Source organism: Vibrio sp. YIC-376, assembly GCF_052353105.1.
In the GTDB taxonomy this organism is placed as follows: Bacteria; Pseudomonadota; Gammaproteobacteria; order Enterobacterales; family Vibrionaceae; genus Vibrio.
In genome coordinates this window covers 907,436-929,737 of sequence record NZ_JBBWFK010000001.1, presented here as the reverse complement: position 1 = coordinate 929,737, position 22,302 = coordinate 907,436, and the positions used below count along the sequence as shown (strand labels likewise).

The 22,302-nt window shown below is 40.8% G+C and carries 13 protein-coding genes; 8 read left to right on the top strand and 5 right to left on the bottom strand.

What is annotated here, in order from left to right:
• Positions 1 to 37: 37 nt before the first annotated feature.
• From WJM94_RS04235 to WJM94_RS04220, 4 genes are all read left to right on the top strand, one after another.
• Positions 38 to 2,419, top strand: a complete 2,382-nt coding sequence (locus tag WJM94_RS04235; RefSeq protein WP_444492970.1) for a hypothetical protein — start codon at positions 38 to 40, stop codon at positions 2,417 to 2,419.
• A gap of 109 nt (positions 2,420 to 2,528) precedes the next feature.
• On the top strand, positions 2,529 to 7,229 hold the full coding sequence (locus WJM94_RS04230) for a DUF3320 domain-containing protein (RefSeq protein ID WP_444492969.1): 4,701 nt from the start codon (positions 2,529 to 2,531) through the stop codon (positions 7,227 to 7,229).
• A gap of 330 nt (positions 7,230 to 7,559) precedes the next feature.
• Positions 7,560 to 8,903, top strand: a complete 1,344-nt coding sequence (locus WJM94_RS04225; RefSeq protein ID WP_444492968.1) for a DUF262 domain-containing protein — start codon at positions 7,560 to 7,562, stop codon at positions 8,901 to 8,903.
• Entirely contained in the window at positions 8,896 to 10,809 is a 1,914-nt protein-coding gene (locus WJM94_RS04220) for a DUF262 domain-containing protein (protein ID WP_444492967.1), read from the top strand. The genes WJM94_RS04225 and WJM94_RS04220 overlap by 8 nt, the downstream gene beginning before the upstream one ends.
• 31 nt (positions 10,810 to 10,840) lie before the next feature.
• Here the strand turns inward: WJM94_RS04220 and WJM94_RS04215 are convergent, their stop codons facing one another.
• Positions 10,841 to 12,166, bottom strand: coding sequence for a relaxase/mobilization nuclease domain-containing protein (locus WJM94_RS04215; protein ID WP_444493008.1), 1,326 nt, complete (start codon positions 12,164 to 12,166; stop codon positions 10,841 to 10,843).
• The gene (locus WJM94_RS04210; protein WP_444492966.1) at positions 12,156 to 12,908 is read right to left on the bottom strand and encodes a chromosome segregation ATPase; all 753 of its coding nucleotides are present in this window, start codon (positions 12,906 to 12,908) and stop codon (positions 12,156 to 12,158) included. Before WJM94_RS04210 ends, WJM94_RS04215 begins: the two co-directional genes overlap by 11 nt.
• A gap of 730 nt (positions 12,909 to 13,638) precedes the next feature.
• Here WJM94_RS04210 and WJM94_RS04205 point away from each other — a divergent pair.
• Complete coding sequence (locus tag WJM94_RS04205) at positions 13,639 to 13,929, top strand: helix-turn-helix transcriptional regulator (protein ID WP_065871663.1); 291 nt, start codon at positions 13,639 to 13,641, stop codon at positions 13,927 to 13,929.
• Positions 13,930 to 14,212: 283 nt separating this feature from the next.
• Positions 14,213 to 14,860 carry a hypothetical protein gene (locus WJM94_RS04200; RefSeq protein WP_025574277.1) on the top strand — a complete coding sequence of 216 codons (648 nt, stop codon included), beginning with the start codon at positions 14,213 to 14,215 and terminating at the stop codon, positions 14,858 to 14,860.
• 242 nt (positions 14,861 to 15,102) lie between these two features.
• Here WJM94_RS04200 and WJM94_RS04195 read toward each other — a convergent pair whose 3' ends face one another.
• Entirely contained in the window at positions 15,103 to 17,976 is a 2,874-nt protein-coding gene (locus tag WJM94_RS04195) for a UvrD-helicase domain-containing protein (protein ID WP_444492965.1), read from the bottom strand.
• A gap of 438 nt (positions 17,977 to 18,414) precedes the next feature.
• On the opposite strand from WJM94_RS04195, the gene WJM94_RS04190 reads away from it, so the two are divergent.
• Complete coding sequence (locus tag WJM94_RS04190) at positions 18,415 to 18,672, top strand: hypothetical protein (RefSeq protein WP_444492964.1); 258 nt, start codon at positions 18,415 to 18,417, stop codon at positions 18,670 to 18,672.
• 193 nt (positions 18,673 to 18,865) lie between these two features.
• The gene (locus WJM94_RS04185; RefSeq protein ID WP_444492963.1) at positions 18,866 to 19,120 is read left to right on the top strand and encodes a helix-turn-helix domain-containing protein; all 255 of its coding nucleotides are present in this window, start codon (positions 18,866 to 18,868) and stop codon (positions 19,118 to 19,120) included.
• 1,240 nt (positions 19,121 to 20,360) lie between these two features.
• Here WJM94_RS04185 and WJM94_RS04180 read toward each other — a convergent pair.
• A complete protein-coding gene (locus WJM94_RS04180) occupies positions 20,361 to 21,323 on the bottom strand; it encodes a hypothetical protein (protein ID WP_444492962.1) in 963 nt (320 codons plus the stop codon).
• A gap of 191 nt (positions 21,324 to 21,514) precedes the next feature.
• The gene (locus tag WJM94_RS04175) at positions 21,515 to 22,288 is read right to left on the bottom strand and encodes a hypothetical protein (protein ID WP_444492961.1); all 774 of its coding nucleotides are present in this window, start codon (positions 22,286 to 22,288) and stop codon (positions 21,515 to 21,517) included.
• Positions 22,289 to 22,302: the final 14 nt, after the last annotated feature.

Here is a 22,302-nt window from a genome sequence, read left to right as displayed (position 1 = left end):
CCTGCTGCAAGAAACAATAAGAATAAGAATAAGAATAATGAAACTAGTAGCTAAAAATTATAATTTTGCTCATTTAGTTGAGCAAGAAAGACAAACGAAAAGTATCGTTGTTAAGGCATCAGGCAAAATCAATTTCCAATCAGAAACAGCAACGATCGTAACCCCTTTAGATAAAAAAAACCTCCAGAAAGTTTGTGAATATTATCGATATGCAAACTATCGTGTAACCATTGCTATTGATAGTCAAAATTTTCGCAAAGAAGCAGTTAGGGTCTTACAAGAGAATTACTTCGGGTTAGGTTGTTCCGTGTTTGATTTGTCAATATCGGAGTCCCTCCCGAATCCTCAAAATGCAAAGCTTGAGTACTTATGTAAAGCATTTGAGTTAACACGCTCTGGAAACCTTGCTCAATTAGCTGCGAAGATAGCGATCAGAAAAATTCCTTTTGTCGTTTCTTGTGCTGAACAGTGTGCAGCAGCATATATTCAGGATGATAGCTTGAAAGCTCCTTTCATTCGATGTATTGAACGCAAAATAGAAAGGGTGAAAGAGGCTGTAGAGCGTGATTTTAAAATCAATTCATCTGACAACTATCAGCGAGTAGACAGCTTGAGAGATCTAGAACTCTCTCAACTCTCGTCAACTACAGCAATTATCGCTGCGACAGGAGTGGGTAAAACAAGCTATGTATATACTCCGATTGCTCGTAGCGCTTCGGCAGATAAAAATGTGATTTATATCTCGCATTTGATTTCGTTAGTGGAGCAATTTTGTCTGGAAGCAAGCTGTGCTTCCTATCAAGAGCAAGATCTAATGAAGTTAGGGCAAGCCAACAGCATGGGGAGTGTAATTAATAGCATTTGGAAACCCCATATCTTCGAGAAGATATGCTCATCACATACTTTACTAATCGATGAGTTCGAGAAGGTCTTTAAGACTCTCGTATGTAGCGAGAACAGTCGAACGATGCAAGCAGATAGAGTGTTTGATGCACTAGTTCATATTTTAAAAACAGTACCAAGGGTAATAGTAGCTGACGCTGATCTTACTGATAACTCATTATCCTTTCTCAAGCAGATTCGCGGGGAACTGTCAGTAATTGAGTGCGAAGAAAACCCATATAAAGGCCTTAACGCAACGATCTTGAACAAAAAGGAACTTTTAAATCCGAAGCACGTTCGAGATGTATTAGAACGGGATAAAGTGTTTCTGTTTGACAATCTTCAAACGCTGAAACGATTTGTTGGTGAGCTAGGCTATCAAAATCATCTGGGCTTAGATTGCGAAACGAAAGCTTTAAATGACGGTGTTCTTGTGCTGCATAGTGATAATCGAGATATGCCAGCTCAGAAAGCATTCCTAAAAAATCCGAATCGAGAAGTGACAAAGTACAAAGCTATTATTGCTTCGCCATGCTTAGGTGCTGGCTTTTCTATTATTGAAAACTATAGCAAAACAGTGAATGTCATCTGTGAATCCACTTTGATACCAAGAGAGTTAGTTAATTTCTCGAGGCGATTTCGATGTGCAAAGGAATATAACTTTTTGTGTGGAAATTTGAAAAGCTCTCGTACTACTAACCAATTTATTAGCGACTGTCTTGAAAAACATCACCACTCACATCTCGGGCAACGTTATACAGAAAGGTTGAAATTCGAAAAGCAAAAGCGAGAGCTTAATGAGCATCTAGCTCTATCAATGCGATTTACACTAGAAAAGCTTGGCTTTGAAGCCTCTTGTAAAAACTCTATGCAGCAGCATACTGTCGTTTCCACACACAAAAGGCAGTTTGATGCTGAATTCAAAGCTAGGCAGCAAATTGCAGTCGTGAAAGCAGTTGATATCACACTGACGGAATTTGCCACTAAACAACGTTGCAATGCACTATCGTCAATAGATTTAGCAGAGGTAAGAAAGTTTGAGATCAAAATGGTCTACAACTTAGACAAAATCAAGTTAGAGCATGTGAAGTTTGATGATAACTTCGATCGAGAGCTATTTGCTCACCTGCCGTTTGTGTTAGACAAGCCAAGTCTTCTAAGGCTCGGTATTTACTCTAGACAGAAAAAATACATTGCGAATCTGATTTATCTAGTAGTGTTTGATGGTTATAACTTCGAAGAAGAAAAGTCCAATCACTTCTTATTTAAATCTTCTGTAGCCGACGTATTAAGAAAGATGGATGGTGATGGCTTTGATCTCTATTTCCCACCACACTTTAAATTTCCCAGCTTAGGTAAAGAGGAGCAGACTTACAAAGCCACAAGCTATTTAAAAGCAGTGCTAACTAAGCTTGGGTTTGTGCTTGGAAGATACGGAGGAAAGGAGCAAAAAGCTAGAGTATCGGTGTCACCTCTAGCAAAAGAGTACAAAATATGGTTGCGTAACGCCTCACTGAAGCCTGTTGCTGGCTATTAGTTAAGTGATTAATGTATTTGTTAAATAATCAGTTTTTGAACCATAGTTGTGTATTGCTTAGTCAGTTTCTATACAATACGGTTAACGAAATATAAGGTTTAACAGCAAAATGAACTCGAATCTTAAAGATGTTTTTGATAAAAGCCGTCAAGAACTCCTTGATATGGGGCTTAGAGGAAATACATTACTTAATGTCGGCAAGGGAGCCAAAATTCTAGACATTGTTGACGAAAAGTCCGAGCAAGTGTTTCAACATTTGGTTGAAGACTCAAAGACAATGTCATTTCTTCCAGCTCCTGACTCTCTAGAGAAAGAGGATAGCAATTCGATATCTTTAACTGATTTGACAGCTCATCTTGAAGAAACAAATGGTGATAAAAGGCACGCTGATAACGCTCTGCAAACTCAGTTATTTAGAAAATCACTCGATACTCGCCTACTAAAGCTGAGCACGGAAGCTACGACCTTTGTCCAAGAACAGGGAGTTGATCTACTTTATCTTGCTCTTGGTTTCGTTAAGTGGTTTGAAGACGCTAATTCTGACAAACCGAGACATGCTCCCTTAGTACTTATCCCTGTCGAAATTTTCCGAGCTGATGCGGGTGATGCATATAAAATTCGCTACACAGAATCAGAACTAGGAACAAACCTTACCCTTGCCGCTAAGCTTAAAATGGAGTTCGGTATTGTCTTACCTGATTTTGAAGAAGGAGAAGAGGGTTATGATTTCCAAGGATACTTAAATTCAGTTGCGAATGCTATTTCAGGTGAAAAGCGTTGGTCGGTAGAAAGCAATAAAATAGTATTAAGTTTCTTCTCTTTTGGTAAGTTTCAGATGTATCAGGACTTATCAGATGAAGTGTGGCCCGAAGGTAAAAAACCATCGGAAAATAGCTTAATTAAAAAGCTGTTTACGGAGGGTTTTGAACGTGATGCAACTTTGCTCGATTCAACACCAATGGATGTCAACCGTGTTGAAGAAGTTCAACTGGTTTTAGATTCGGACTCAAGCCAAACAGAAGCCGTATTAGCGGCAAAGTCGGGGGCTAATCTTGTTATTCAAGGTCCTCCTGGTACAGGTAAATCACAAACTATTACAAACATCATCTCTCAGGCTTTAGCTGATAATAAAAAAGTGCTGTTTGTTGCTGAAAAAATGGCGGCGCTTGATGTTGTTAAACGCCGACTAGATAACTGCCATATTGGTGATTCAGTATTAGAGTTACACTCCCACAAAGCGAACAAGAAATCAGTACTTTCTTCATTAGAAAGTACATTGATGCAGTACGCTCCTGTCACTCCAGAGAGAAGTGACGATATTGACCGCTTGGTATCTCTTCGTAATAAGCTGGATGATTACTGTCTGTCGGTGAATGAAAGCATTGCTAAGACCGAAGTGAGTTATCATGATGCTCTAGGTTATAGCTCACAGTTTGAGCGAATCATTACTGACGCTTCAATCGACTTGGATGAACTGCCTAGTACCGACTTTGATTTAAATGTATGGGATAAGAGTTATTACTTATCTGCCCTGGCGAAGATAACTGAGGCTGTTGACTATTTAAGTGAGCACGATGCGCCAAGCCTTAATCTGTTTTCATCAACAACCCTTAAAGATTATTCGCCGTCTGATGACAAGCTGGCTCAAAAGCTCGTCTCTGAATTAGAAGAAACACAGCAAGAAATTATCACCCAGGTTAAAGGCCTTCATACATGCGCTGGTTATGTTTCACCTATCACTAATTACACAGACTGTATCTCGGTTTTAGAGGGGCTTTCTCTTATTGCAGATAGACCTGAGCTTGAAAGCGTTGATGCGAACTCTTCCGCTTGGGAGTCTAAAGGTGATGCGATACTCGAGTTCGCTCTTCAAGGTGCAACCCTACAAGATCAAAAGGCAGAGTTATCTGATTACTTTGTCGATAGCGCTTTAGATTACGATTGGATGCCTGTTCGTGGATCATTGCTGACGACTGGTCACAAATGGTGGCGATTCTTATCAGGTGATTATCGAAGAGCGAAAAGTACTTATGCTGGTATGTGTAAGAATGGACTTGCTGGTGGTGCAAGTGAATGGATTGAAAAAATTGATACCGTATTGGAATATCGCTCGACTCAAAAGCGCTTCATCGATTCTGCACAACTAGCAATAGATACTATCGGTAGCCATTTTAAAAATGAGAGTACTGACTGGATAGCGATCTTAAAACCGCTTCAATGGGTTCACCAGTGCCATTCAGGAATTAAGTCTGGCTCACTCGATGCGAGTGCTGCGCAGTACTTAGACCCTTCAAAGGAAATTGGATTTACCACAACAGAGCTTAACCATGTAAAAGAGTTAATCAGTAAGCGTGAAGGTATGCTGAGCGAATTAGCTTCATTACTTCAGCTAGATCTGACGAACTTTACTGACTGTTGTGACTCTTTATCTATTGATGATGTTGAGTTGTTGGGGAAAGATATTCAAAAGTTTTACCCTCTAACTCGCTTTAACCGCTTAGGAGCTGAGTTAGACCGAATTGGACTTTCAAAATGGAAACAGGAGGCATTTACTTGGGCTAATGTGCCAACACTTTTCCGTGACTGCTTCAAATATACGTTTTATCGCTCACTTGTTGAACATCAGTATGATTCAAGAGATGAAATCCGTTATTTCGATCGAGTTGAGCATGAAAAACAGATTGAGCAGTTTAGCTTTATAGACGGGCGACTGTTCCACTTTGCTCAAGAGTCATTGGTTAAGCAGCTCTACGATAATTTACCCAACCCATCAGCAAGAGGTGAAGTTGAAACTTTAAGACGAGAGTTCAATAAGAAGCGACGTCAAATGCCAATCAGAAGACTGCTTAATAAATCAGGTCGTGTGATCCAGCAGATCAAGCCCGTATTTATGATGAGTCCAATGTCGATAGCGACTTATTTAGAGCCAGGTGTGGTTGATTTCGATTTGGTAATCTTCGATGAAGCCTCACAGGTTAAAGTCGCTGATGCACTTGGGGCTATTATGCGTGGTAAGCAGGTTATCGTGGTTGGTGATACCAAGCAGATGCCGCCAACAAGTTTCTTCGGCAAACAATTAATCTTAGATGATGAAGACGCAGAAGAAAGCCTCACTGCGGATATGGAAAGTATTCTGGGCATGTTCTTAGCGTCAGGTACACCAGAAAAGATGCTTAAATGGCATTACCGTAGCCGTCATGAGTCATTGATTGCAGTGTCTAACCAAGAGTTTTATGACAATAAGCTGATGATTTTCCCTTCGTCGGGCATTAACCCTCATGCGAAAGGTTTGAGTTTTAACTACTTGCCGAATACTACATACGATCGTGGTGGCTCTCGAAGTAACGTGGGAGAGGCGATAGAGGTTGCAGAAGCTGTAATTAAACATGCTAAGACAACGCCAAATCAAACACTAGGTGTTGTTGCATTCAGTACAGCTCAGCGTGATGCAATCCTTCTGGAAGTTGAACGACTAAGAAAAGCGAACCCAGATCTTGAGAACTTCTTTGGAAAGCATGAGGAGGGGGAAGACTTCTTTATTAAAAACCTTGAAAACGTGCAGGGTGACGAGCGTGACACCATATATATCAGTATCGGCTATGGTAAGACGAACGAAGGTCGCTTGCCAATGAGTTTCGGTCCACTAAACAGTGATGGTGGTGAACGAAGACTCAACGTTCTTATCTCACGTGCTCGTATGTGTATGGAAGTATTCAGTAACTTCAAAGGTGATGAGATGCCAACGACTGAGGCATCTCCGTTTGGTGTTCGAGCGCTGAAGAACTTCTTACATTATGCTGAAACAGGTGATCTCGTTAAGCGAGAAGAAACAGGCAAGGCACCTGATTCACCTTTTGAAGAGGACGTGATTTCTTCAATTCGCTCTCTAGGTTATCAAGTTCAACCACAAGTAGGTTGTGCAGGTTTCTATATTGATATTGCAGTGAGAGATCCAAATAAACCTGGTCGCTATATGCTTGCAGTAGAGTGTGATGGCGCGACATACCATAGTTCAAAGAGCGCACGTGATAGAGACCGTATTCGTCAGAGTGTCCTTGAAGGACTTGGTTGGCGCTTCCACCGCATTTGGAGTACTGATTGGTTCCGCAACCGTCATAAAGAAACAGAAAGGCTAAATGATGCTATCAAGTCAGCTATTGCTTATTATGAAGCCTATGATTCAGAGCCTATTGTTGAAGAGACTGTAAAATCAAAGCCAAAAGCGGCGATTGAAAGGGTGGAAGTTGAACATCAGGCATCTGCTGCCGTTTACCAAGTTTTCCCTACAGAACAGTTATACCTTGGGTATGGCGATACGATCCCAGAAGCAAGCACGACTGCCCTAGCAGAGGATATTCTCAAAGTTGTAGAGCTTGAATCTCCAATTCACGTCAAACATCTAACTATTCGTCTTTTGTCTGCGGTGGGTAGCTCACGAAGTGGTGCTCGGATAAATCGATCGATTCTAGATGGTATCGGTTTACTCAATCGGCAAGGTAAAGTTGAATTAGACGGTGAATTCATTATTGCTAAAAGCCAAGGTGAAATTACGATTCGTAATCGAGTTGAACTACCATCAAACGAGCGCAAGTATGATTTGATCTATGATGGTGAAATCGCAAAAGCCGCAATAGAGACTGTTAAGGATACTTTCTCTATATCTAGCGATGACCTAGTTAAGTCGATTACGGAAGTACTCGGTTTTTCTAGCACAAGTAAAGCGATGAAAGATAGAACAGAAACAATACTGTCTGAGCAAGTTCAATTAGGTCATTTGGAAATAAAGGGCGGCACCTACCAAGTTGCTTAGTATGCCTTTAGCCATATTCCACTGAGTTGTTGCTCAGTGGAATCCTTTTACTTTTTTATGCATAACAGCACGTTATGCTTATCGATAGACTATCGGATTCATATGTTGATTACGGTATACTGATTAGAAAAGATAAACTGAGCGAACGCACAAAATGGTCACCAGCATCAACAAAGCTAAGCTATATAAAATTGATATTATAACTAGGATTATTCTGTCTGCGTTTAAAGAGTCAGTGATACTATGCGACCAACATAAAGCTCGCTTAAAAGAGTTTCAAGCTACTCAACTGTATCTAACTGAAGCTATTATTGAGTAGGTGGCGTAATTATGGCAATTGTCTTTAATCAACCTCAAACCATTGCACAGTTGTTGGAGCAAAAACTCACGATTCCTAAGTACCAACGCCCATACAAATGGCAGCCAAAGCATGTTAATCAACTGATTGATGATATTTTTAACCATCGTACTAAGCTTTGTTATCGGCTTGGTACTGTGGTACTGCATCAAGACAAAGATTCAGAAAGTGGGGGGGAAGGTGGCCTCAACATCGTTGATGGTCAGCAGCGCCTTCTTACCTTAACGCTACTTTGCACTATTCTGGATGGAAAAGAGAAAACCATCTCATCAACTCTGCTTGAGCACCAATTTGAATCCTCAGTCAGTATCGAAAGCCTCAAGAACAATGCGCAAATTATCTCTGAACGGGTAGCGAATCTGCCTGCCACAGAAAAGCAGGAACTACTCAATTTTGTTCTTAATAAGTGTGAGCTTATTCAAGTAACGCTGGATGACCTGAGTGAAGCGTTTCAGTTCTTCGATTCACAAAATGCCCGTGGTAAAGCACTTGCCCCTCACGATCTACTAAAGGCTTACCACCTACGTGAAATGATGGACTCAACAGAGCAAAACGAGCGTCTTCACCACGTAAGCTTGTGGGAGCAGGGCGTCAACCCTGATGATGAGTCGGCGAACTTGCACACCATCATGGGGGAGTTTCTGTTTCGTATGCGCCGCTGGATTGACGGTGACTACGGCATCCAGTTTAGTCGCCATAACATTGATGTATTCAAAGGCATTAACCTAGACAGTACTCAGTACGCCTATGTTGATGCAATGCTTGCGCTTGATTACGCGATTGAAACCTTCAATGCCGATCCTGCGAGAAAATGGGACAAGCAAACTAAGGGTTATCCATTCCGAGTTGACCAAGTGATGATCAACGGAAAACGGTTCTTTGAGTACATTCAGCACTATATGGCGATTCACTCTAAGTTGTTTGTTGGCAAGGATGCAAGGCTAGCTTCATTTGTAAAGGAGCACACAAAATACAGTGGCAGTAATCGCAAAGGGGATAGCTATGTGCGAAACCTGTTCTTGTGTGCGGTGATGTACTACTACGATAAGTTTGGTGATGTGGAATTAGATAAAGCAGCACAGATCTGTTATCGCTGGGCGTATTTCTTACGTCTTGATTTGCAGCGTATTGGTATGGAGTCGGTAGATAATCACGCCAAAGCTCGAAGTGGACTCTTCAGGGCTATTAGCAAAGCCGTTCACCCTCAGCAGGTACTGAACTATCAGCCCCGTTATATCCAAGAACCTAAGTTCAATAACGCTGAGGACGTGCAGGCATCAATTGAAGCAATGAAATCGGGAAGTGTAAATGAGTGATTCGAACCAAGTAGAACAGTTATCAGTTAAAGACCTTTTCGATAGTAAAACTCAATATGTAATTCCTATCTACCAGCGTAACTACGCTTGGGGTGCGACAGAGATTGAGCAGCTAATTCAAGATATCAGTGATGCCGCAGGGCTTATTACTCAATCTGATGAAACAGCTACTGCCAAACAAGCTAAATATTATCTGGGTAGCCTCGTCGTTTATCAGCGTACAAATCACACGCACCAAACTGATGTAGTGTACGAAACTATTGATGGACAGCAAAGACATACCACGCTCTCTATATTATTAGCGTATCTGAAACACCGTAAGGTGCTGGGTGCCGACAAACTCGAAGGGCTAAATATTAATTTAACCTTTGATAGCCGCCCAAAGTCTTCCAGAGCGTTAAATGATATCTATACAGGTAACAATAATGGCGAGTCTGAAGAGCCTAACATCCATGCTGCCTTTAACATTATTCAGCGTTACTTCAAAACCAAAGGGTTAGACGCAGACGATAAAACTAAGCGTTTTTTCGACTACTTGTTAGAAAGCGTCACTATACTAAGAGTTGTTGTTCCACCGCAAACCGATCTCAACCACTACTTTGAGATCATGAATAACCGTGGCGAGCAGTTAGAAAAACATGAAGTATTGAAAGCGAAGTTTATGGCTACGCTCGGTGATGAGGAAAGAAGCTGCTTTTCTACAATTTGGGATGCTTGCTCGAATATGAAGCGCTATACGCAGATGGGCTTTCAATCTGACTTGCGAAAAGAAGTATTCGGTGACGACTGGCAAACCATGCCACATAGCTTTGAAGCTATACAAGATAAGCACACGAGCAAGCTGCAAAAGCAAGATGCAATGACGCTACGAGAAATTATCGCCAACAAGACATCCAGCTCAAACAGTGATGATGAAGATCGAGAGAAAGAAGAGCGTTTTGGCACTGTTATCGACTTCTCAAACTTCTTGCTTCATGTTTTAAAACTTATGAAGACAGAAGAAAACGTTTCGTTAGATGACAAGAAGCTGATCGATTCATTTATTTCTAAAGGCGATGGTTTGAGGGTTGGTGCCAAAGACTTTGTGTATCAACTGCTTAAGTACCGAATTCTATTTGATAGCTACATAATTAAGCCTGATCAACACGATGAAAAACGTAAGTGGAGTTTGTTAAGGCTCAATGCTTATAAAAACGGTAATAGTTTAAGTCCTGAGTATCCAAATGCCTTTAGTGACCATAACGAAAAGATTCGCATGATATTGGCAATGTTCCATGTATCGAATCCAGCATTAGTCTATAAGCGTTGGTTAAATGATGCGTTAAGGATATTAAATATCCTAGCTACTGACAATGAAAGGTTGGAAGTCGATGGTAGTACGTACTTGATAGATCTTGAAGCTCTGAGTGATAGCTACTTTGATGAAATTTGTGGTGGTTCGAAACTTGAGTTTAGGGAGGATAATGTTGGCGTCTTGCATCAAGGGACGGGCGTCCAAAACTTCGTGTTTAATCGACTAGACTACCTATTGTGGAAGCGTCTATCTGACGATGAGTCGTTTGATGGTATAGGTAAAAAAGAACTTGGGAAGCACTTTGATGATTTCCAGTTTTCATTCCGAACCTCTGTTGAACATTACTTCCCGCAAACCGATCCATCTGGCGCACGTAAGATGGACGATGTGGATCGATTTGGCAATCTCTGTCTTATTTCGCCAAGCAGTAACTCAAGACTTAGCAATTACTCTCCTCAAGATAAGAAGAAGTTCTATCAAGAGAACAATCGCGCCGAGAGCTTAAAGCAAGCGATAATGATGAGCTACGATGAGTGGGGGTCAGAAGGGGCAGGGCATGACAATATCCTTAACCATGAAGCTGAAATGATTAAAGTTCTGTGTAATCAGTAGCAATAAGTGAGGCTCTCTGAGCCTCACTTTTCTAACTACCGAATGTCTGTTGAACGATAGGGTTCTTTTCATGCTGAGTTGTTGCCAGTTCATCCAAAGGTGTAATCGAGAGGTTAAACTTATTTTGAAAAGAATACTCGAAGACAGTCAGTATTAGATGATAAAACAAGTTGCTTATCATACTGGATGCAGTGTAAATCCCCCGTTCACACTCATAAATAGCTCTTACAATCGCTTTGTCACGGGTTGAACGTATACGCTTTGCATATTCAAACCAATACTCCATTTGTGATTGCTGAGCAGCTTCATGAGCACGAGAAAACGAGAACAGCAGGTAACGATACTGCTGATGCTCGTATTCCTCTAGTTGTTTCTTGAGTTTATCAGCGTGTTCAATCGCCTGTTTCCGAATCGTCTCAAAATGAATGATGGCTTGATCCACTTCAATTTTGCACTTGTTGTAATTGGTGCTTTCAAGGCATGAAGCGTTCAGTACGCCATTTTGAATCAGTTTACCTAATGTATACTTATTGCCACTTCGTAGCGAGGATGCTGCAAAGCGATATTGATGAAATCGATAAGCAATACCTTTAAATCGAGAGTTTGTTTTGTCTGGTATTAGCTCTATTTCAATTCCTTGTTTGAGCAATGCCGTTTCAAACAGAGTCAACGAGCAAGAGGGCCGCAAAGTACGAATTGCAGTATCAACTTTTCTTCTCATCATACGAATCACCGTTTTCTCTTTTTCGCCTTGTACATCAGTGTCGTAACTTGAGTGGAGTTCCCGTGAGCTTTGTAATGCTTGTAACCCTAGCGTAACTTCTTGCTCCCTCATGATTTCTTGGGCTTTGAGGTGCGATTGCCAGTTAGAAATGATTTTTCCAGTAAGTAAATCAGTTGTAGACGCTACAATATGGACGTGTTCATTGTCGGTATCGGAGTGCTTAAAAACGATATAACGAGCATGCTCATATCCTAAATGGTCCATCAGCTTCTTAATCGTGTTTCGCCATTTGGTTAGGGGTAACTGTTCCCCCTCTGCGAGGGAGACAACAAAATGGCGGAAGGGTTGTTTCGTATTAGGGTTAGCTAGGTGAGCGCTTTGTAGTTCAGCAATCGCACGGCTCCAATCAATGTCTCGGGCATCTTGGTTTCTTGCATTCAGGGGAACCGAAGCGATTTCGTTGGCGCAGATAAACTGCGATGTTCCCCCGAGTTCGTCACCCTTGGAGTGACTTGAAGAATACTCGACCAACAGCGTGACGTCGTCATTTTGCTTGGCGCTATATTGAACTAACTGCGTAGCATCATGCACCGTTTGTTTATCATTCTTACATTTCAATTCCTCAAATATCATCACTGGCGTTCTCTTGTTCAAGTTTGCGACGGTAAAGCTCACGTAAGGCACGGCTATCCAGAAATTGCATTGCTAACAGCTCGGCAGTTTGAGAATTATGTGCATCGATAGCGAGGTTTCGGATGAGTTGTAAATTCTGCTTTAGTTCATATAGAGCATCACCCAGTTGGCGGGCAGTTTCATGGTCGTAAAGGGGGTTATCTTGTTCAATGAGTGATTCCATTACATTCGCGATACATTTAGTTTGCTTGAAGTAATCGGTAATTTCTGAACTTTGTTGAGGTTTGATTGTGAGTTTTTGAGTTATGACATCTCTCAGGAACCGACTAGCGGATTTATAGTTATAGCTATGCATGACTTCAAGAAACTGTTGGTATTCGCTTTCTGTTAGATTGGTTTTTACTGCTCTGCAATACAGCTCTTTGTCAGTTTTTCGTTGTTTCTTGAAATTGGCTTTAACGGTACGAATGAGGGCTTTTACCTGCAAAAGTTCATCTTGATTGGAAGACGTTTGAGGATGTTGGAGGATGAATAGGGTATGAGCAAATGTCGTGATAAATGCTTGCTGCTCCTTGATACTGACACCTGATTCAATTGGGGAAGGTAAAACCCCTGGGAGTAGGGCCGTTAATTCATCAACGGAATAGTCATGATATTCCATCCATGATGTTAGATGTTGCTTTTGTTTTCTGGAGGTGCAGCGAATAATAGCCGCTGCGACTGTATTTATATTAATGTCCATTTTTTAATTCTCTATTTATTATTTTAATTATTTAGAGTGTATTGTTTTTAGCGATAACGCCGAAGGCTGTTATCGCAACCCTACTAAGTAGGGCAAGTTTTCGTGCGTTTATTTGGAACAAATAAGAACGAGCGATATCAGCTTGTTACTATTTTTGTTCTATCTATTTTTATTATAACAATATAATTTATAATATTAAATGTGCTTATTTAAAATAAGTAGAATATATTTTGTGTGATGGCAGGTGTAATATGGAGTGTAACTGGGGAATATGATTGGGAATCTGTCGCATGCGACAGGGAAAGTGCGCGTTACGGCATCGAAAGTGACTTTTGCGACAAGGAATTTGCGCCGCACTCTCACTACGTCTCAGCCGCTTTCATCCGCTTTTACGCCATCTCACTGAAAGTCAGTAGGTAGTTGTCGGGACAGATGTTATATAATTTAAGTTAAGAAGTAATAAAAAAGGAAGTGTATTTTTGATGGTTGAGTTAAATGAAAATAAAGGATGCACTTATCATTTATTTATTTTGATTACTTCGCTTGGTTATATTGTATGATATTAAATATATGGTGTGTGTATATTTTTTGCGTTTTTAAATATATAGGTTTTGTATATTTCACTTTGTGAAATTAATGCGAAAAAGTGATTGCTTTTTACTTCTAAATACGAATATTATATTTGCAACGACTCCTGTAGTCATAAAAAAAGAATAAACGGAGGCGTCCAATGACGCTTATACACCCAATTAACCAATTAAAAATAGAAAAAAAAGTCGATGTTTTAAAACGCGTTGGCTTATCCCAAGCCACGCTTCACAGACGTATAAACGATGGCACATTTCCGCCCGCAGTGCAACTGGGTCCCAAGGCTGTGGGATTCATGTCGCATGAAGTCGATGCGTTTCTTATTGCATGCGCTTTGGGAGAAGATAAAAAGCGAGTTGTATCTGAGCTTCTTGCGCAGCGACAAGCGCTTAAACAAGCGAATCCGTTATTGCAGTACATGAACTTTCAATAATCTATCTTTTAGTTCTGTGCATACGTTGCACAGAGCTTGCTCAACTTCAGTGGTAATTGCAAGATTTTCAACGACTTTTGCGCTCAATCTGAGGAGGACAAAAAACTCTTGACATTAAAGCGCAGGCTAAGTTAGCTTGATAAGGCTTCCAAATCGATCTGCTCTTTGAAAGCTCTGAATAATAATATAACAGCAAAAATAATAACGATAAAAACAAGATAAGTGGCTGAAAGCCATCAATAAAAGTTATTACGTTGTCACTCATTATTACTTCGGAGGAAACATGAAAGAGTTTAACGTCTTAAAGAAAAATCGAAAGTATTTTGCTGCATCGCTTAACGGCTACAAGTGCAGAATCTTAATCGATGAGCTGTCCCAGAATCTCTCAATCGGTACGCAACTGCTGGATGTCGAAGACATCTCTATTCGTTCAAAGTATGGAACCGACCTCATATTCAAACTTAAATCCTCGATTGAGGAGCAAAATGAGTCTGGTTTTATTACTTTAAACAGCACTTACAATACTTATCTCGTTGATAAATGCCGCGCTCTGGGTGGACAATGGGATAAGTCCAGTGAGTGTTGGGTTTTTAGCGGCCTTATCGAAGAAAAGGTTGATGAACTGGCTTATATTTTCAATTCCTCTCTCGTACCCGTCGAAGTGACGATTCATGATGACTATGATGTGTACGAAGAAAAGGGGACACTGTGTTGCCTTGGTTACCCAGTCGCACGCGCATTTGACCGTGATTCAGGAGCAAGAGTTGAAGAAGGGGTGGGTGTCGTAGCGGGCGGCTTCACAAGCGGTGGTAGTAAGAAAAATTGGGTGACTCAAGCCAAATCTGGGACAGTGTTTCGCTTTGAGGTGGCAGAGCAAGTGCTCATCCATTTTTCTGAGAAAGAGCCTCATTACCACTTTAAAGCTATCTGAAAATAAGTGATATAAAGTGGTTGCTACCACGTCTTGATGAAACTGAGGCCGTACTTAACAACGCTATTATTCATAATGGCGTTGTTTTTTTCCAAGTTCTTCATGGGATGCCGCAACTGCGTTTGTCTTGTATGACATATTCATGCCAAGTTATCAGAGTTTCATATGTGAGGTCTGATGGTTTTAAGTTGACCAAATTTTAGTAATGATTCCTTGTGTATATTAGTTCAGTTACGATTTGTCTATCCTTTTTTCTTGTATGTGCAGGTATTCGTAGTCCCTTTTCGGTAAGTAGAACATCCCCAGAAATTGCCATACTTACCTTCCCAAAGCTTCATCTCACCACCGCAGTTTTTACATATTGGACGTTCATCATTACAACTCTTATCTATACAGACTTGGAACCCGCTCTTAATACCTCGGCTCATCGGGCTGCCACATTTGCTGCATGGTGTTTCCTTGTTCTTACAGCGTGGATAGAGAGAACAAGACAGAAATTTACCATACTGACCTGACTTGGGGCGTAAAGTGCCTTCACCGCATTGATGGCAAGAAATTTTATCGGATTCTTTTTGAATAAGAGAAACATCAAATTCGTTGGTTTCTATAGGGTACTTAGCTTTAATCAGCTCGGTAACAAAATCACTAGCATCCATCATATCAACAAGCAAATAAGCTCTGTGTTTTGCACGAGTGAGAGCAACATAGAACAAGCGGCGTTCTTCAGCATGTTCGAATCTATCTCCCTGTGGCAATAATGCATCCACTAACGGTGGAGTTTGTTTCTCTGAGGGAAATCCATGCTTACCAGTGGTAAGCCCCAGTACAATTACATACTCAGCTTCTTTCCCCTTGGAGGCGTGGAAAGATTGATTCTCTATGTTCAAAGTCGGGAACTGATGCTTCAAAGTCCTTAGCTGGTGTAAATCAGGGAGTTGGTGCCAGTAGCGGGCAAGCAAGTATACCTTGTTCTTGCTCGGTTTCTGAGATGCGAGCAATTGATTAGATATCGAAATGAGCGCCTTTTCTAATGCCGAGATTCCTTGTTCATCTTTTCCATGACGAACGATACTCACCGCAGGTTTATCTACTTTAACAAGTGAAACTATGTCTTTCTTTAACTGAACGGGGTTTTGTGTGACAAATCGAGTTGCGACATCACCAATTGAGCTATTGAATCGGAAGGTCATATCTAAGGTGGTTTCAGATGTAGAGCCAAAGTAGTTGGAAAACGCTGTGGTAAGACGCACATCGGCACCGCTAAAGCGATATATCGCTTGCCAGTCATCACCAACGCAAAACAGTGATGAGCGTTGCACACTATCCCTAAGAGCCTTAACAAGCCTGGCTCTCGGTTCTGAAATATCTTGAAATTCATCGACTAACAGATATTTCCAAGGAGACTGGAATTGACCTGTTTGTACATACTTTAACGCTTTTCCAATCATATCGTTAAAGTCGATAACTTGATGGTCTCGCAGGTACTTCTCATAGCTGTGATACAGCGGCATTAATAACTCAAGCGCTTTTGCTGTTTGCTTCGAATCAATCGATTCTTTGATGATTTTGTTTACGCCAGCGTCATCAAGGCATGCTGCTTTATACATATCAACTAGCGCACCGAGTAGCTTAGCTAGCTCAGTTACCCGACCCATCTGCTCCAAGCTGTCTAACAAAGCACTCTCGGAAACTGGTTGAGTTTCCACACCATGCTTATCTAACTCCTTTTCTAGTGCTGTGAGTAGGGTGCCTTTCTTGTGTTGGTGGTAAAAAAACTCGATGTAACCTGTCCCATATTTCTTATGGGTTTCACGCTTCCATTTGATACCTGCATGATAACTCTCTCTGTCTATGTACGGTGCGGTGTTACCGTTTTCATCAATGCCGTAGTATTCGATATAAATATCATAGTCTGGGAGATAGAAATCTGGCTCATACTGGCGATATTCCGCTGTTGCAACGTCGAAGCGATATTTAGCCTCATACTCGTAGTTGATACCTTTACGAAACAACCAGTTGGCAATAACTAGCTCGCCATAGCTTTTAACTTGCTCGCCTCGCATAGAACGAATGTCGTTATCATTGAGATATTTGAGATATGAGCCGCGGGACTCAAAATCCCAAGGGTTTTTATCTACGTAGTAGTAGGAGCTAAAGTAATCGAGTAATGCCTTTTTGTAACTGCTGGCAGACATCAAGGCCTCGACTTCATCGTGCATCCATTTGGCTTTCATCTTGGCGCTGTCTTCGAGCTTAGACAGACTCGGTGCCTTACCTTCAACGGATGAGATAATCCTTACGCCAATACTATGAAAGGTACTAGCTTTCACGTCCTCAAAACCTAACTTGTCTTTGATTCTCTCATCCATCTCTTGGGCTGCGATGCGGCCATAAGCTAATAACAAGATATCGCTAGGATTAGCTTGTCGACTTTTGATGAGGTAACCTGTTCTTCCTACCATGACACTGGTTTTGCCTGTACCTGCACCAGCTAATAGGAGGTTGTTGTCATTATCGGTAACGCAAGCGATTCTCTGTTTATCAGTTAGCGGGTTGGATTCCACACAATCAAAGAACGACTTGTATTGAGCGAGCTGCTTTTGCACATACCGACTTCGTATTTTTTGGACATCCGAAGCGCTCCAACTACTGATATTAGTAAGTTGCGATGCTGTGATTTGAGCTAGTTCTGAGATACCTTGTACTTTGTCCCAACCTTTCCAACGCTTTAATTCATTACTGGCAGTTGTTCTAATTATCTCAACAGAAGAGTCTCTCAGAAATCTTGATGTGCATTGAAGGTATGCATCACTGAGAAAATCTTGCAGGCGCTTCGCACTTTGATTTGCCCAAGATGGGAAAAGTCGTTTTGAATACCTAAACGGTGTAAGATAGCCCAGCATACGATAACGGTAAGTTTGTTCTTGTGAAACTATGACTAAGCACCCGCCATCAATAGCGAGTGACAGGTGTGGTGGATAATCAAGCTCCGCCCAGTTAAAGTGAGCATCTTCTCCTCCTTGAGCAACATGAATCCCATTATCGTCCACTGTTACCTCGATCTCTTTGTTAAAGAGACGGGCAATTGGATTCGTAGTAAGTGTCCATAAAGTCATTGCACGTAAGCCAGTATATTTACTATTTGTCTCGAAAATTTTTTGTAGTTTACCGTAATGCTTGAAGAGTTGTACTTGAGCTTGGTTAAGCTCTGGTCAGACACTCAGTTTATGTACAGAGAATTAGCGGACATCTAACTGATGATATTGCTCTAGGGACGTTTCTCAATTTTAAAAGTGTTATAAATAGCTAGCGCATACGTGTCCCAAAGTGTGTTTGAAAATACTAAATATTTTTGTCTTCCGACATTCACGTCCATCTCTTGAGTCTATTGTGCGTCCTGCCTGAATAGAGACCCAACACATTAGCCTGTCGAGCGTTTTGACTTACTTCATTTTGTTGCTGATGGAAGATATGAACAAGAAACACTACGTGGGTCATATCATCCCCACACCAAGAGATTTTCCAAGCCTAACTGTAACGTAGGGTCGATAGACATGGTTAAGGCTCTTATCAATGCCAGCTTTGAGAATCAAGGTGGCATCGTCACTGATGCCCACAGAGCAAGCTTTGTTTCAAGACTGATCTCAAAGCACTACAAAGCGATTGGTAGCGCAAACACGACCATAGTAGACAGAATGGTGACTTTATATACTGATACATTGCCTCACTCAATTGACTCATTGCGTCATTTAAGTGGGCTGGTTATGAGAAAACTGATTATTTATCAGTATCTTAAGTGTATGGAGTGGTGAGGGTTAAATTCCATCTCTTTGAAAGCCTATATATCAAGCTCTTGTGTTTTCTAATGTTCTTACCTAGTCAACTAAACCTCTTAATCCTAGCTATGACTGATTACCCCTGTACGCGGGTAAAATTAACTTTAACCCCTTGAAGGGTTAAAGTGCTAATATCCTCTGTAGGGGTTAATTTACATTTGAGGCAGATATGCTCATAACAAGTCCGAAGCAACTGGGAATATACTTGCGTGATGTTCGCAGGAATCAAAGGCGCAACCAAACCAAAGTCGGCGATATTGTTGGTCTAAAACAGACCACGGTATCAAAACTTGAACGTGCTCCTGCCTCGTCGAGTATCGAAAGTCTGATGCGTCTGCTGTCATCACTAGATCTTGAGCTACATATTCAAGACAAAGCTGTAAGCCGTGAACAGGCAAAGCTTCTTGACCCTGATGATTGGTAAAATCCTATAAAACAAAGCCAACTGTATAACTAAGTTGTTCTCTCACAATCATCATCGAGTTAGCAAATCGATGGTTACGCGACCAGTTTATTTTTGCCCAAAAATGTGTCGGCATCGCTGGTTACTCAGATTTGAACACGTGATTTCGAAATACTTGAACTAGTGATGGGCAAATGACAAAATCAGCGCCTGAGCGGCGCGTTCTTAGTTCACGCTAATAAGCCAATGAATTTGTTTATAATTCATAAAAGTGTGATATAGTTAACGTAGTCGACTAGAGCATATTGGTCTGAAAGCGCTACCGATGGTCGCATCTGTGCCACTTACGAAATCACTGACTACGTAAAAGCAGAGGCTTGTCTGACAGCAAGCTACCCATTGACTAGCAAGACCCAAAGAGAAGGCACTTCAACATCAACTACAACCAAGAAGGAATCGAGCATGAAGAAATCATCTAAATCTCTGAAAAAACTTGGTGCAGTTGCTGGCTTATCTTCAGCGTTACTAGGGGGTTCTGAACTACAGGTTCAGACCAATGTGTTTTAGTCTTCATCTACCGAGATAAAAATCCTGTCTGCATTCCATAATTCAATGATTTTCTGAGTGTTCCAGAAGTACTTGCCAAATAAGATGAATCTCGCACCTTCTAGATCACGTCTTTCAGTTATCTTAAAAGTGTTTGAAGAGCTTATCTTTATATCTTTTGATCGGAATTCCCACATCATCACAGTCGGTAGGGTTTAATCATTCAAGGTCACTAGCTCATTTCTGTCCATCAGCGTGCTGGCGAGACCTAGTTAACAAAGGCTTGCCCCTTTTCGTGCTGGCAACTAGGAAGGGATCCTTCTCGGTTGCTTTCCAGCTCTAAGAAACACTTAGTCATTGCGTCCTCGGTAGCTGTAACGAGCCTATGCCCCAAAACGTTTCATGATCCATAGTAAAATCCATAGGATTAGTTAATTAGCAACTACTCCTACATGCTTCCAATTGTCCAACAGGCTGTTGGACAAAGCTCTAGTATCCAATTTTGCAAGAGGTTCTTGCACAATTGCGAAACAACCTGTTTCGTGAATTACTTTTGCCCCAAGGTGTGTTAGTACTATTACTCTAAGCATGTTTTAGAGTTTTGTTTTTGCTTAGTTTATCTAACTCAAAACGTCAGTTTAATAAGTAGCGATTCAGCCAAGTATATTATCGTTGTGAGAAACTATGTATTAACTAAAGATTGTAACGTCTTACTTTAGCATCCTAAATATAGTTTTTTCCAAAAGCCAATATTCTGATCTTTAGTAATATCTTTCATGATCCGCATACATTTGAGCTGCTTTAGCTGTATTGGAGTAGGTGTAATGGTTTCTAAAATAACGGACCTACTACCTGTAGGAAATGAGTATAAAACCTTGAAGAGTCCATTTACAGAAAAATAAAAATCACTATTAGTTTCATACTCGTAATGTTGATCATTCAAGTATCTGTACCTAGGTATCGATATAAAGTGTCCAACTGCATAGTCACTGGAGTAAAGGGCTAACACCAGACCATTAATTAACTCTTCCTTGTAATATTGATTTAGGTTATTCTTTCTATGTTCTAAAACATAAATGGGGTCTACTTCGAGAATTGCCCAAAAATTTTTGTTTTCTCGCCAATCTAAATAGTTATCGGGAAGGTTATCTTGATCAGCGCGCATACAACCACAGGCGTTACATTGTTTAGTTAAAGTTAGAGATAAATAAATTACGGCACCACTGTTATACATTGAGAATTCAAAAAATTCATTTATATCATTAAATTCCTTTTCATTAATACTATAAGATTCTTCACCATACCAATAACAAGGAATATTTAAGCTATAGGATTCTATTTTTTCTTTATTACCTAATATATTACTGATGACATTTTTACCTATCTCACTAAAAGACGCAAAAATAACCATACATATAAGAGCAATAATAATTACAACGTATATTCCTTTTAATCCATTATGCTGGTCTCTTCCTATTGCCACACCTTTATTGTCGGCACTAACAATGTGAATACTACCCTTATTAGTTCTTTCGTCATTCGGACTCTTGTCTCGTTTTGTTATAAAAAATTTAAATGCGACCCACAAAGCCGAAATAATAGTGGCGATGCCACCGGCTAGCCAAGTTATTACTTTTCGCACATCTTCAGAACTTAGAAAGTCTAAAGCTTCATTCATATATATTCTTCATGCCTCCTTTCTTGAGTTTAAAGTATAGTCCATTCTCACTTGTCCGGTAATGAGCACCACCGCAAAACAATTTAGAGTGGAATGCCTAAATTGTTTCTGTCCAAAAGAGAGTTAAACAGCTTTCTTGCAAGAAAGCTGTATCTCTAATTTGAATAAGATGTTTGAGGCGTTCAAGGCACCTAAGTTGGTATTATGGTGTTACGTGTATTTCGCTCAATCAGGGTTTTAAAATCAAGAATTTTTCTCTGATTTCTGAGTTTGGTCATTGCTTGTGCATCATCCACCACACAAATCCCAGCGGCGGTGTTCTGGCAAAACTGAGAAGCCAGGCAACGTACCTCGATAACTGCGGCTCTATCGCGGCGATGCGCTCGTAAGGTCAGGAGTGATTTCGGTTCGTCATACTCAATAAACTCGTAGTCTCGAAACAATAAAGCAAAACTCACCGCCGCTGCTTCGGTGTCCGTAGCAGGAACGGTGGCATAATGGCTTCGGGTGATAGGAATAGAGTGAATAGGGTAATCATCATTGAGTAATACCGACAGGTTGGGATGCATGTTAGCAATATGCCCTTGAATGTAATCTCGTCGTATATCTTGATAAAATTTCTGATATTGGAAGTACGAGAGCGTAATGCCGTGGCTAATATCCCATTTGTTATCTCGTAGTAAATCGCTAAAACAATAATCATCAATCTTCAACAGTTGCTTGAAGTTGTCAAAACCACCCAACGTCCGTTGGATTTGTTTTTGGCTCACACCACGCTCGAGCAGGTCGGTTTCATTGAGATAAGGTTCACTGCGCAAAATCGTGGTGACCAGTTCAATTAGACCGATGTCCACAGCGCTGATACCTTGCATCAGAAGTGGAGCAAAGTAATCGGAGCTGGAGTAAGCCAAGCCTTCATCGAGTGCAGAGATTACGCTGAGGCGTATAGGGTTAGTCATCATCATGGTTAAGCTCCTAA